Origin of the sequence: uncultured Pelagimonas sp. (genome assembly GCF_947498515.1) — a bacterium.
Classification (GTDB): domain Bacteria; phylum Pseudomonadota; class Alphaproteobacteria; order Rhodobacterales; family Rhodobacteraceae; genus Pelagimonas.
Window position 1 is genome coordinate 59,516 of the sequence record NZ_CANMKO010000003.1, and the last position, 12,578, is coordinate 72,093.

Annotated in this window: 16 protein-coding genes and 1 tRNA gene; 7 read left to right on the forward strand and 10 right to left on the reverse strand. The window is 55.4% G+C overall.

The window, feature by feature from the left end; translation table 11 throughout:
• The first annotated feature begins 106 nt into the window (after positions 1-106).
• From Q1A43_RS06595 to Q1A43_RS06615, 5 genes are all read left to right on the forward strand, one after another.
• Positions 107-1,138, forward strand: a complete 1,032-nt coding sequence (locus tag Q1A43_RS06595) for an SPOR domain-containing protein (RefSeq protein ID WP_299933604.1) — start codon at positions 107-109, stop codon at positions 1,136-1,138.
• Positions 1,135-2,127: a glycoside hydrolase family 3 N-terminal domain-containing protein gene (locus tag Q1A43_RS06600; RefSeq protein ID WP_299933606.1), complete on the forward strand. Its 993-nt coding sequence runs from the start codon at positions 1,135-1,137 to the stop codon at positions 2,125-2,127. Before Q1A43_RS06595 ends, Q1A43_RS06600 begins: the two co-directional genes overlap by 4 nt.
• Before the next feature lie 30 nt (positions 2,128-2,157).
• Complete coding sequence (locus Q1A43_RS06605; RefSeq protein ID WP_299921560.1) at positions 2,158-2,952, forward strand: ScpA family protein; 795 nt, start codon at positions 2,158-2,160, stop codon at positions 2,950-2,952.
• A 46-nt stretch (positions 2,953-2,998) separates the two neighbouring features.
• The gene (gene scpB, locus Q1A43_RS06610) at positions 2,999-3,610 is read left to right on the forward strand and encodes an SMC-Scp complex subunit ScpB (protein ID WP_299921700.1); all 612 of its coding nucleotides are present in this window, start codon (positions 2,999-3,001) and stop codon (positions 3,608-3,610) included.
• 130 nt (positions 3,611-3,740) lie between these two features.
• Positions 3,741-3,983, forward strand: coding sequence for a hypothetical protein (locus Q1A43_RS06615; protein ID WP_299933608.1), 243 nt, complete (start codon positions 3,741-3,743; stop codon positions 3,981-3,983).
• A gap of 2 nt (positions 3,984-3,985) precedes the next feature.
• Here the strand turns inward: Q1A43_RS06615 and Q1A43_RS06620 are convergent, their stop codons facing one another.
• The 10 genes from Q1A43_RS06620 to Q1A43_RS06665 all read right to left on the reverse strand — a co-directional run bounded on the left by Q1A43_RS06620 (position 3,986) and on the right by Q1A43_RS06665 (position 11,140).
• Positions 3,986-5,062, reverse strand: coding sequence for a 2'-deoxycytidine 5'-triphosphate deaminase (locus tag Q1A43_RS06620; RefSeq protein WP_299933610.1), 1,077 nt, complete (start codon positions 5,060-5,062; stop codon positions 3,986-3,988).
• A 93-nt stretch (positions 5,063-5,155) separates the two neighbouring features.
• Complete coding sequence (locus Q1A43_RS06625) at positions 5,156-5,527, reverse strand: PA14 domain-containing protein (RefSeq protein ID WP_299921564.1); 372 nt, start codon at positions 5,525-5,527, stop codon at positions 5,156-5,158.
• 206 nt (positions 5,528-5,733) lie between these two features.
• Positions 5,734-6,144: a response regulator gene (locus tag Q1A43_RS06630; protein ID WP_299921566.1), complete on the reverse strand. Its 411-nt coding sequence runs from the start codon at positions 6,142-6,144 to the stop codon at positions 5,734-5,736.
• 230 nt (positions 6,145-6,374) lie between these two features.
• Positions 6,375-6,451 (reverse strand) — tRNA-Pro (locus tag Q1A43_RS06635).
• A 75-nt stretch (positions 6,452-6,526) separates the two neighbouring features.
• Positions 6,527-7,681 carry a MerR family transcriptional regulator gene (locus Q1A43_RS06640; RefSeq protein ID WP_299933612.1) on the reverse strand — a complete coding sequence of 385 codons (1,155 nt, stop codon included), beginning with the start codon at positions 7,679-7,681 and terminating at the stop codon, positions 6,527-6,529.
• Between the two features lie 10 nt (positions 7,682-7,691).
• On the reverse strand, positions 7,692-7,994 hold the full coding sequence (gene ihfA, locus Q1A43_RS06645) for an integration host factor subunit alpha (protein ID WP_299921570.1): 303 nt from the start codon (positions 7,992-7,994) through the stop codon (positions 7,692-7,694).
• Between the two features lie 98 nt (positions 7,995-8,092).
• Positions 8,093-9,064, reverse strand: a complete 972-nt coding sequence (locus Q1A43_RS06650) for a beta-ketoacyl-ACP synthase III (RefSeq protein ID WP_299921572.1) — start codon at positions 9,062-9,064, stop codon at positions 8,093-8,095.
• Positions 9,061-10,188, reverse strand: coding sequence for a phosphate acyltransferase PlsX (gene plsX, locus Q1A43_RS06655; protein ID WP_299921574.1), 1,128 nt, complete (start codon positions 10,186-10,188; stop codon positions 9,061-9,063). The genes Q1A43_RS06650 and plsX overlap by 4 nt, the downstream gene beginning before the upstream one ends.
• Positions 10,189-10,210: 22 nt before the next feature.
• Complete coding sequence (gene rpmF, locus Q1A43_RS06660) at positions 10,211-10,417, reverse strand: 50S ribosomal protein L32 (protein WP_097804076.1); 207 nt, start codon at positions 10,415-10,417, stop codon at positions 10,211-10,213.
• Positions 10,418-10,573: 156 nt separating this feature from the next.
• Positions 10,574-11,140 (reverse strand): DUF177 domain-containing protein, encoded by a 567-nt coding sequence (locus Q1A43_RS06665; protein ID WP_299921581.1) that lies wholly within the window; start codon positions 11,138-11,140, stop codon positions 10,574-10,576.
• An 86-nt stretch (positions 11,141-11,226) separates the two neighbouring features.
• Between Q1A43_RS06665 and bamE the strand changes: the two genes are divergently transcribed.
• Together bamE and Q1A43_RS06675 are read left to right on the forward strand one after the other, a co-directional pair.
• Positions 11,227-11,685 carry an outer membrane protein assembly factor BamE gene (bamE, locus tag Q1A43_RS06670; protein WP_299921583.1) on the forward strand — a complete coding sequence of 153 codons (459 nt, stop codon included), beginning with the start codon at positions 11,227-11,229 and terminating at the stop codon, positions 11,683-11,685.
• A 103-nt stretch (positions 11,686-11,788) separates the two neighbouring features.
• Positions 11,789-12,529, forward strand: a complete 741-nt coding sequence (locus Q1A43_RS06675) for a GNAT family N-acetyltransferase (RefSeq protein WP_299933614.1) — start codon at positions 11,789-11,791, stop codon at positions 12,527-12,529.
• The last annotated feature ends 49 nt before the right edge of the window (positions 12,530-12,578 follow it).

The window sequence follows — 12,578 nt, forward strand, 5'->3', positions numbered from 1 at the left end:
CTCGTCGGGTCACACAGGCCGCGTGTTTTGAACCGCAAAATACGCAAAACAACACGACAGCAGACCACCGGGGCGGCGATGTATCGCCTTGGGAAGACGAGGCAAAATGGCAGATTACACCTATGATGGGGCCGGTTATGCGGCCCCTGCTTCTGGCAAAGTTGCAAACCTAGCGACATGGATGGGCGCAGCAGCGTCAATCGCGCTGATCGTTGGGGTTGGCGTTTGGGGCTACCGCGTGATGGCACGCGATGTCAGCGGCGTGCCAATCGTGCAAGCCATGGCCGGCCCAATGCGCGTCGCCCCAGAAGACCCGGGCGGAACCCTGGCGGATCATCAAGGCCTTGCTGTCAACAATGTCGCCGGGCAGGGGGCCGCCGAAGGGCCTGCGGACCGTCTGGTTTTGGCACCTGTCGCCGCGGGTCTCGCGTCCGAAGATGTTGCGGCTGGTGCGCTGATTGCTGACCCCGATCCGGCACCCATGCCGATGGAGGCGTCTCTTGCGCGCGAAGCAGAGCTGATGGAAATCGAACCGGCGCAGGCTTTGGTTCAACCCGCCGAGGAATTGGACCCTATTCAGGCGTTGGCCAATCAATTGGCGGCTGAGGTCGCCCCGCTGAGTGCCTTGGCACCCGGCGAAACAGCGCCCGTTGTGACCGCCGTAGCGGAACCAGCACCCTCTACAATCGAACAAGAACTGGCTTCTGCCGTCAAAAAAGATATCCCGCCGGGCTTGGCGCGTTCACTACGTCCGCGTTTGCGTCCCGCCGGTTTGAAAACTACCGCTTTGACAGGAGCGGCCACAGCGACAGAAACCGATGCGGCCCCGGCGGCGGCGTCTTCTACCAACGGCACCACACGTGAGCTCGAAGCGGCGGCATTGCCCGCAGGCACGCGCCTCGTGCAGGTTGGGATTTTCAATTCACCCGATGGGGCCCGCAAGGAATGGTCGCGTCTTGATGGACGTTTTGGCGATTATTTGGCGGGCAAAGATCGCGTGATCGAAAAGGCTAAACGGGGCGGTCGCGAATTCTACCGCCTGCGCGTGCATGGCTTTGCTGATCTGTCGGATTCCCGTCGGTTCTGCGCCGCCTTTATGGCCCAAAACGTGGATTGTATTCCGGTTGTGACCAAATGAATCGTTTTGGCGCAGCCATATTTGGTTGCGAAGGTTTAGCCCTTTCGGTCGAGGAAAAGCGTTTTTTTGCAGAAGCTTCTCCTTTGGGCTTCATCCTGTTTGCGCGCAACATCGACACGTCGGATCAAGTTCGGGCCCTGACGTCTGACCTTCGGGACAGCGTCGGATGGAATGCGCCGGTTTTCATCGATCAAGAAGGCGGTCGTGTACAACGTCTTCGCGCGCCATTGGCAACCGAATGGCTTGCGCCGCTGGACGATGTTGCGAGGTTTGGCGCGCGTGCCGCACAGGCTATGCGCCTACGTTATCACATCATTGGTCGCGAACTGTGCGCCCATGGTATCAACGGCAATTGCGCTCCGATGCTCGACGTCGCTCGGGTGGGTACCCACAAGTTTTTGCGCAATCGGTGCTATGGCTCTGATCTGAAAACCGTCATTGAGATTGGGCGAGCGGTGACCCAAGGGCACCAAGACGCGGGCGTTTTCCCGGTGATGAAACACATCCCCGGTCACGGGTTGGCGCAGCTTGATAGCCATCTTGATTTGCCTCGAATTGACCTCGATCGTGCAGAATTGGACGCTGTTGATTTTGCGGCGTTCGCGCCCTTTGCCGATCTTCCCTTTGGTATGACGGCGCATTTGGTGTTCGAAAAGATCGATCCACAACCCGCCACAGTCTCAGAGAAAATGATCAATCTGATCCGCCGCGATATGGGGTTTGACGGCTTTTTGATGACCGATGATATTTCGATGGAGGCCCTGTCGGGCACCGTTGCCGAGCGCAGCGCCGCGTCGATTGCGGCGGGTTGCGACGCGGTTCTACATTGTAATGGCAAGCTCGCTGAGATGGTTGCAATTATGGATCGGGTTGGACAGATGACCGACACAGCCCAAACGCGCGCCGAGGCGGCACTTGCGACACGTCAAGACCCCGTAGATGTTGACATCGCGGCGCTGCACGCTGAGTTTGAGGCGTTGATCCCTTAACGCCACGCATCGCCGGGTTCCAGAACGCAGATGACAGAAACCGACTCGCCAGAGCTTCCGCTCACCGTTGATGACCGCCTCGCCGCCGAGGCGTTTGTCATTGATGTTGATGGCTATGAGGGGCCGTTGGACATGTTGCTGTCGATGGCGCGTACCCAAAAGGTTGACCTTCGCAAGATTTCCATTCTCGATCTGTCGCGGCAATACTTGGCTTTTGTCGAAGAGGCCAAGACCCTGAGGCTTGAACTGGCGGCGGACTATTTGGTGATGGCGGCTTGGTTGGCCTTCTTGAAATCACGCTTGCTTTTGCCACCTGATCCGACCGAAGAGGGACCGTCGGGCGAGGATTTAGCCGCGCATCTGGCTTTTCAATTGGAACGATTGCAGGCGATGCGCGATTGCGCCGCCAAGCTGATGGCGCGTGATCAAAAGGGCCGCGATTTTTTTGTACGCGGTATTCCCGAACACATGGAACGGGTGCGCAAGGTCAAATACACCGCGACACTCATCGACCTGATGCAGGGCTATGCCCGAATCCGAACCAAAGACGAATTCCGCCCCTTTGTCATGGATCGCGAGAAAGTGTTTACCATGGAAATGGCATTGGACCGGATGCGCGGCATGATCGGGTTTTCCGGACAGTGGACGGATATTATCTCATACCTTCCTGAGGGTTGGGACGACGACCCGGTTAAATGGCGCTCTGCCACCGCCGCGACTTTTGCCGCCTCGCTTGAGTTGGTGAAGGAAGGGAAGGCCGAGATTCAGCAATCGGAAACCTTTGCCCCCATTCAACTACGCCGCAGGGAGATCCCGCGTGAGTGATACCGTGCACGAGCCCAAGACGGACAGCCTTTTTGACGCCCCGCCGATGGGTGAACAAGAGCGCATGGTCGAAGCCATTCTTTTCGCCAGCGCCGATCCTGTGTCGGTCAAAGAGCTGAATGACCGGATGCCTCATGGCTGTGACGCGGCAGAGGCGCTTGTTCATCTGCGCAAACGCTATGAGGGCAGGGGCGTGCATGTGGTCAAGGTCGGAGATGCCTGGGCAATACGTACTGCTGCTGATCTTGGTTTCTTGATGCAGCGCGAAACGGTTGAGACCCGCAAACTCAGCCGCGCCGCTATCGAGACCTTGGCGATTATTTCCTATCATCAACCGGTGACCCGCGCCGAGATCGAAGAAATTCGCGGTGTTGGGGTGTCACGTGGCACAATCGATCAACTGTTGGAAATGGAATGGATTCGGTTTGGTCGTCGCCGTATGACGCCGGGGCGTCCGGTGACCTTTGTCGTGACACAAGAGTTCCTTGATCACTTTGGCCTTGAAAGTGCGCGTGACCTTCCCGGTTTGGCGGAACTGCGCGCCGCTGGCCTTTTGGAAAGCCGCCCGCTTTCCTCCGGTATGCCACAAATGGGTGACGGCGATATTGATGCCGAAGAAGAAACCGACGAAGGCCAGAGCGAGCTGTTTGAGGATTAAATCTAACGGCCAATCTTGGTGCAGGTCTTGAGAAACCTCTACAAATTCGCGCTATATATGGTATATAGAGGAAAAGAGTGGAGGGTATCCGAGCATGAATGCCAACCAAGTTTTAAATATGGTAACGCGCATGTTTGTGCGAAAAGCTGTCAAAACGGGCGTGGATGCCGGTTTCAAACAGGTTGAGAAACTGCGCAAGCCTGAGCCTATGCTAGAGGCACAGCAACCCGAGCAAAACGCCATGTCTCAGGTCGAGTCCGAAGACGGTCAAAGCCGCGAGGAAATTCGCAAAGCGCGTCGGGAACGACAGGCGATCCGCGAAAAACGTCGGGCTCGCCGGGAGCGCAAAGAGCAAAAGCAGTCTCAGGCGTAGGATTATGCCTTGAAATGTTTGGAGAGTTTTAGGCCTTGGCCCTGATAGTTCGAGGCAATGCCCGCGCCATAAAGTGTCTCTGGAACCTCTGACATCCGTTCATAGACCAAGCGTCCAACGGTTTGCCCATGTTCGAGAACGAAGGGAGCTTCGTGGCAACGTACTTCGAGTACGCCACGCGCACCGGTTCCGCCGGCCGCAGCATGCCCAAATCCGGGATCAAAGAAGCCAGCGTAGTGCACGCGGAATTCCCCGACCATTGCTAAATAGGGGGCCATTTCAGCCGCGTATCCGGGGGGGATGTGGACGGCTTCGCGGCTTACTAGAATGTAAAAGGCACCGGGATCAAGGACGAGCTGGCGACCATCGGTGCGCAATTCATCCCAAAAATCCTTGGGGTCATATTCGCCGATACGATCAAGGTCGATGACGCCTGTATGTGGTTTGGCGCGATAGCCAACAAGGTTGCCAGAGCCGGGTTCTAGATCGACGGAAAACCCCAAACCTTCGCCAATTACCGCCGGACCACCGGCAACTAGAACGTCGCTATTGTGTAAGTCGCGCAATTCCTGATCGCTTAGGATCGATTGGCCCTGGCGGAACCGAATTTGGTTAAGCCGCATGCCGGGCCGAACAAGAACGGAGAAAGAGCGTGGGCAAATCTCGGCGTATAGCGGGCCGGTGTACCCTGCCGGGATACGATCAAACTCAACGCCGCCGTCGGTGATTACCCGGGTCAAAAGGTCCAACCGGCCGGTAGAGCTTTTGGCATTAGCGATGGCTTGAATGTCGCTGGATAGTGCTAAGTGTTCCATCAATGGAACCACATAGACACAGCCCTTTTCCAGAACCGCCCCATCAGACAGGTCGATCCGGTGCATTTCAAATTCTGTAAGCCGATCAGCGACCTTGCGATTCTCACCGGTCAGGAAAGAGGCGCGGACGCGATAGGCAACGGTTCCCAACCGCAAATCAAGGCTGGCGGGTTGTACCTGTCCTTCGATGAAATCGACGTCCGCAGAGAGCGCCCCGCTCGTGATCAGAGTTTCAATCTGCTGGCTGGCCAGAACACCGGTCATATCGCGCCTCCCGTTGACTTGGCGAGTTGAATAGCAAGCTCAGGTCGAAAGCAACAGGTCTGATTAACGCATTTAGCGCTGCAATCACTGTGTTTAGCTGATCGTGGCTTTGCTTCCGGATTGGGAGATTTCAAGCAGGTTGGTCTTGGCCATTGCGTCGCCGACGCAAAACCGCAACGTCGCCTCACCCTCGTTGTCGTGATAGCGCAACTGGATGTGGTGGTTGCCGGGGGCAAGATCGACTTGCTTGGTGAGGTGACCGCTTGTCATGGCGTCATGGTTGTCTAGCAAGAGCGTTCCATTCACCAAAACACGCGCCAAGTCATGGGCCTGCAAGGTGAAATCGTAGGTTCCCCCACGTGGGCTTTGCAAAAGTCGGTCATATTGCGCCGTCATATCTTGATTGTTTGCGCTCATGTCTGGATTGTCACTTGGGTTTGGCTTGAACTGATACTCGGATGTCATACTAGGCCTCGCGCGTCGACGTTATCAAAAAGGCTGAAGACCAAAGTTATCCATAGACGCGCCGCGATCGCAGCACGATCAGCCCCAAAGCTCAGATCATCTGAGCACCCCTTGTTGCAAATCATAGGAAATGACAGGTTAACGTCAACAAATAGCGAGCTAACACACTGTTTCCAAACAGGCGAAATGGTTAATTTCGACGTCGTTTAGGAGGATTGTGCCTTGGTAAGCAGCGAGGCGAGCTCAATCTCTTCTTCTGCAAGCAATTTGCGGAAGGCATCCAGCGTCACTGGTTTGAAGATGCTGCGACCCACAGACAGAGACCGGGCTGATGCAATCATTTTTGCTGCCAAAAGCGTCACGTCGCTGCCACCAGTGATAAACCGAATGCGCAACGGGCGGTTGATATCAACAATGTCGTCAATAACCTCAATACCGTTCATTTCGGGCATGTTAATGTCGACCAGAGCAAAAGCCGCGCCATCTTCAGAGCGGAGTTTCTCAAGAAGTTTTAGGCCGTTGGTGCAAATTGTAACCGTCCACCCTTCACGAGTGGCCACAGTCGCAAGGTAATCTGCGAATTCTTCATTGTCGTCCGCAATATAGAGATGGCCCATATAGTGCATCGGCAATTTAACTTGCCGCCTTTTGCTTTCAATTCCATCGCATTAGAACCGACGATACAGTGTTTTTCACCGCAATCAAGAATGCGATGCAAAACCATTCAAAGTTGAGTGTTTTTTGTTCACTGAACGCCCTATGGACAGCCAGTTTATGAAAACAAATTACTTTTCAAAGAACCTCGGCCCGAACTAGCCGCGATTGGGGGTTTATATTGGTAGCTAAATGGTCGGGCTAGCAGGACTCGAACCTGCGACCTTCCGTCCCCCAGACGGACGCGCTACCAGGCTGCGCCATAGCCCGACTTGTCGGAGTGTCATACTGGATTTCTAAGCGGGGGCAACCCCTTGTTTGAGAAAAACCTGTGGATGACCAATGTTAGTTTGAGTGACGCTTATTCTGCAGGTCACGCAATGCATCGTAGTGTGGACGCAAGGCGGCCGCCTGTACTTGGGACAGCGATTCGACTTGAGCGATTAGCGACAAGAGGGCAGGGCGAGGGGTAGTATCGACTTTTGGCTCCGGGGCGTTTTGATCCTCGGTCGGCGTTTCTGCGTCCTCTGCCTTCAAATCGTCCAAGCTTGTCGAAACAGGCTCTTCTTTTTCAACCGGTTTAGACGGAGCAAGCTCTTCTGCAAGCGGGGCATCCCTATTCGGTTCATCGCTCTGAGCTATAGGCGCGTCATGTTCCACTTCTTCGCCTTCCGAGGCGTCGATTTGGTCAAGCTCTTGCTTTTCGTCAACCGGTGTATTGTCTTCCATCACGCTTGGGATGGCGTCATTTTCCGGCGTATCCGTCCGCGATTCGACGTCTTTTTCTGTGGTCGTGGTCAATTCGACCGAAGAATCAGCGTATTCCTCCGCACGGACAGGTTGTTCATCCGGCACAATACCCTCGCCCATCTGCGCCGGTTCAGGTTTAGCAGTCGGGGTCAAATCCTCGTCTTCTAGGTGATCCGGCGTTTTGTTGGTCTCTGGAGTATCAGGCGTTTCTGATGTGACATCCACGTCAGCATCACCGCCCTCCGAGTCGGCACCTGCATCTTTTTGCTCGGGTTCGTCGATGTCTGACACATCGTCGGCAACTGGCTCATCAGATGTCTCAGGCTCTGCAAACATATCGGCAGTTTGCGCGGGCTCGGCTGTTTCTGTAGAGGCTTCTGTGCCGGGGAAGGCCACAACGGAATCGGGTACTTCGACCTCGACATAGGGCGCATCCTCGATGATTTCGGATGAAGGCATGGCCTCATCCTCATCGACTACAATGGCGTTCAATGACGACACATGGCGCACGCCATGTTCGCGAAGCACCTTTTGCACACCCTTGATGGTCATCCCATCTTCATGCAGCAACTGTTTGATTCCACCCAGCAATTCCATATCGGCGGGGCGGTAATAGCGCCGCCCGCCAGCCCGTTTTACGGGTTTAATCTGGGTGAATTTACTTTCCCAAAAGCGCAATACATGCGCGGGCGTTTCCAACCATTCCGCAACTTCGGAAATGGTGCGAAACGCATCCCGGGACTTCGCCATAAGTCAGGCCTCAGTTCTTGTTACCAGCTGCCACGCGGTCTTTCATCAAATGAGAGGGACGGAACGTCAAAACACGGCGTGGCTGGATCGGCACTTCTTCCCCGGTCTTTGGGTTGCGACCAACGCGGGCCGCTTTGTCGCGCACCGAAAAGGTTCCGAAGGATGAGATTTTCACCTGTTCACCTTCGACAAGCGAATCCGACATGTGTTGAAGCACAGCTTCGACAAGGTCGGCGCTTTCATTGCGTGACAGACCAACTTCGCGAAAGACAGCTTCGCTAAGATCCATACGTGTCAGGGTCGTTTCGCCCATGTTCATCCCTCCCGGTTTTCACAGGAGATTAGGCGAGGCATAAAAGCCAAGTCAATATCAATAGGTTGAAAGCAGTGCTTTATCAGGCACGTAAAGCGTCACCAGCGTAAAACAACGGCCCCCCAGGCCAATCCGCCGCCAATCGCTTCGGTCACGATGAGGTCACCGGGCTTGATCTGACCGCGTTCCTTGCCAACCGAGAGCGCCAAGGGAATCGATGCCGCCGAGGTATTGCCGTGGTCTTGAACCGTTACAACAACCTTGTCCCGGCTAAGGCCAAGCTTTTTGGCGGTGCCGTTGATGATGCGAATATTGGCCTGATGGGGGACAATCCAATCGATCTCATCCGCCGTCATGCCGATCTTGTCCATTGCGGCATTGGCCGTCGAAGCCAGCTTTTCCACCGCGTGGCGGAAGACTTCTTTGCCCTGCATGCGCAAATGACCGGTGCTATGGGTGCTGACACCGCCGTCGACATACAGAATGTCTTTGTAACGCCCGTCAGAGTTCAGGTCGGTCGACAGGATGCCGCGATCGGCATTGGACCCTTGGCCGTCTTGTGCCTCAAGCACCAGCGCACCGGCCCCATCGCCAAATAGCACGCAGGTGCCGCGATCGGTCCAATCCATCAAGCGTGAAAAGGTTTCCGCGCCAATGACCAAGACCCGTTTGGCCTGACCCGAGACGATCAAGGCGTTGGCATTGGCCAAAGCATAGGCAAACCCGGCGCAAACGGCTTGGACGTCAAAAGCAAAGCCGCGTGTCATACCAAGGCTGGTCTGAATCATCGTTGCCGCCGACGGAAAGGTTAAATCAGCGGTGGATGTGGCAAGAATGATGGCGTCGATGTCATTGGCCGCCAACCCGGCGTCGTCCAACGCCGCCTGTGCGGCGCGGGTGCCAAGATCGGATGTGGTTTGACCTTCGGCGGCGAAATGGCGACGTTCAATGCCGGATCGGCTTTTGATCCATTCGTCCGTTGTGTCGAGGGTTTTCTCAAACTCCGCATTTTCTACAATGCGGTCCGGCAGGTAATGCCCAACCCCGATCACGGTGGCGCGAATTGTCATGTCTTGCTCTTGTCCTCTGCGTCGCGGTCGTCTGCCGCTGCGTCATTTTGAGCGAGCTCGGCAGCAGACGCAACCCGTGCCGCCAACCTGTCACCAAATCCGGCTTGTGCCAGCTCAAAGGCCAGTTTTACAGCCGCGGAAATCCCTGTCGCATCGGCAGAGCCATGGGATTTCACAACAGTGCCATTCAGGCCCAAAAACACCCCACCATTCACCCGGCGCGGATCGATCTTTTTCTGGAACCGCTTCAAAGCGGGCAGGGCGATCAGCCCGGCAAGACGGGATAAGGGGGAAAGCGAAAATGAATTCTTGAGGTTGTCCCCAATGAGCTTGGCGGTGCCTTCGCCGGTTTTCAGCGCAATATTGCCGGTGAACCCATCGGTGACGATCACATCACAGCGATCGCCGGGAATATCCCCGCCTTCGACATAGCCGACAAATTCGAACTGAGCGCGATCGGCATTTGCTGCGATCAGGTCAAAGGCTTCTTTGAGCTCGGGAAACCCTTTGTTTTCTTCGGTGCCGACATTCAAAAGCCCAACACGTGGGCGTTCGAGATCAAGCCCGTTGCGCGCATAGGACGTGCCCATAAGGGCGTATTGTAAAAGATCTTGTGCATCGGCGCGGATATCAGCCCCGACGTCCAACATCACGTTGAACCCAGATGGGTTGCGCGATGGCCAGAGAATCGCAATGGCCGGACGATTGATGCCGGGCAACTTGCGCAGTCGGATCATCGACAGCGCCATCAACGCACCGGTGTTGCCGCAACTTACAGCGACGGTGGCCTCTTTCTGTTTGACGGCCTCAAGGGCGGACCACATCGAGGTGCCTTTGCCATTGCGCATAACTTGGCTTGGCTTGTCGGTCATTTTCACGACGCCTTCGGCATCACGAATGACACAGCGACCATCAAGATCACGCTTTTTCTTGACCAGTTTTTGGAGCTCTTGCTCAGGCCCATGCAGGATGAAATCCAGCGTTGGGTTCTTTTGCGCAGATTGCGCAATGCCGGCGACAACTGCCGCCGGCCCACGGTCACCGCCCATGGCGTCAACCGAAATAACGATCCGGTCCGAGCCAGCCCCGTTTTGCAAAACGCTATGATCCTTCAGAGAGGTCATACAGGGTGGCCTGACAGGTTGTTTATGCTGCGTCTTCGTCCAGTTCGACTTCGTCGGCCTGGGCAATCACTTCGCGCTCAGCGTAGTGGCCGCAAGATGGGCAAACGTGGTGTGGGCGCTTAAGCTCACCACAGTTGTCGCATTCGTTAGGGTTTGCAGCAACCAGCGCATCATGCGCACGGCGGTTGTTGCGACGCGATTTGGATACTTTGTTCTGCTGGACAGCCATGTCTCAACCTTCTTTACCGTAAGAGGGGAGGCTGTGGCCTGCCCTGATTATCCCGATGTGTTCGGCCTCATAGCGCTAAGCGTAGGGCAGACACAAGCGTTGTGTTCTCATGAAGGCGCGAAAATACGCAGAACGCCTAAAAGAGCAAGCTGATTCTCAGCTTTCGCCGTCATCTTTCTGTAATTTATCCCGCAGGGAGGCCAAACCAGCAAAGGGGCGCATGTCTTCGTCGCGTATTGGGGCGACTCCTCGGCCAGAAAATTGCGCGTCTGTGACCTCGGCACCCTCTTTGCGAGGGTAGGCTGGCATCGCCAGCGACAAGGCCTCGGTCAGAATCGCGTCGAAATCGATGGTTTCACCCAGTTCCTCTATGTCGTCTTCGTCGGTCATCTCGGTTTCGGTACCGGCGTCAGGTATCTCCATTTTATCTAGCGGAACAAAACGGCGCGTCACCTCTGTGTCGATTCGCGTTGTCACAGGCTCCAGCGTCACAATGCAGGATTGGACAACCGTGGCCCCAAGGTCGGCCTTAAGTTGCCAAGCATTGCGACCATGTGGCGTAATTTCGCCAACAAAGCGGACTTTACGTAGGGACACGGCATTCAATTCCTCGGCCAAAGCGCTGCGGGCGTCGGCATTTGGCTCCAACAAAAACGGGGTGGCTCCGGTTTGACGAAGGTCAGAAACGGGGATTTGTGGGGCTGTCGGGTGCTTTGGCGGCATCTGGTCGGGTTTTCCTGTGCTTGAATGACGGGCATTCCTTATGTAAGCGGAATAGGAGGCGTAGCAGGCCAAAGCAAGGGGGCGGAATGCACGGGACGAAGAGAACAGCGAAACTCGCGATCGCAGGGTTGGTGCTTTTGGCGCTGGCGTCATGCACCTCGCGGTATCGGTCCCATGGCTATATGCCACCCGAAGAAGACCTGCAGCAAATCGTGCCGGGTATCGACACGCGTGCGTCAGTTGAGGATGTCATTGGTGTGCCAACCGCATCGGGCGTGTTGCGCGATAGCGGCTATTACTACATCGAATCCGAAGTGCGCCACTTTGCTTGGAAACGGCCTGAGGTGGTCACTCGCGAAGTTCTTGCCATCACATTTGATGAGGCCGGGGTGGTTGATAACCTCGTGACCTATGGACTCGAAGACGGGAAAGTTGTCCCGCTTAATCGTCGTGTGACGCAATCTGGTGACGGTGATATCGGCTTTATCCGCAAGCTATTCGGCAATATCGGTGGTCTAAGCACCGACCAGTTGTTTGGTGGCTGATTGAGCACAAGCCAATTTGAACGGTGGAGGAGTGCTATTGTGCAGTCATCCCGCCGTGATTGGTTTGCGAGCGATTGAAAGCTAAAAAGAGGCTGAACGGCAGATGATCAATTTGATCAAAGGGCGGTATTCAGCGCGCCAAGCAACAACGGATACGGACATCGATCGTGTTCAGCGGTTGCGCGGGCTGGCCTTTGACCGGTCTGGTGGTATCGATTCAGATCGCTTTGATGCGCTATGTGACCACGTTTTGATCGAAGATCGCACAACCAACGCTTTGGTCTGTTGCTTTCGGTTTTTGCAGTTTCCGGATGGCCGAGAAATTGGTCAGAGCTATTCTTCTCAGTTTTATGAGCTGGCCCAGTTGCATGAGTTTGAGGGCCGTATTGTTGAGATGGGGCGGTTTTGTGTCCATCCCGATTTTTCCGGCGACCCAGATATATTGCGCGTCGCTTGGGGGGCCATGACCGTCTATGTCGATGCCAACAAGGTTGAGCTTTTGTTCGGCTGTGTGTCTTTTGCCGGAACAAACCCTGTGGTGTATCAAGACGCGTTTGCTGCACTGCAAGAACGGCATTTGGCCCCTAGGAAATGGGCTCCTATGGTCAAGGCCACAAATGTTATCCCCTTTGAAAAAGACGTAACAATCAAGCGAGATGCCAAGCAAGCCAATCTCCAAATGCCTCCGATGTTGCGGACCTATTTGTTGATGGGGGGATGGGTGAGCGATCATGCTGTGGTGGACCACGAGATGAACACGCTTCATGTGTTTACCGGGGTGGAAATAGCGACAATCCCGGACGCCCGAAAAAGGCTCTTGCGGGCGGTTGCCGGGTCGCGCTGAAAACGCGTACACGCGTTTTGCAAATTCCATGCATGGAATTTGGGCGCGC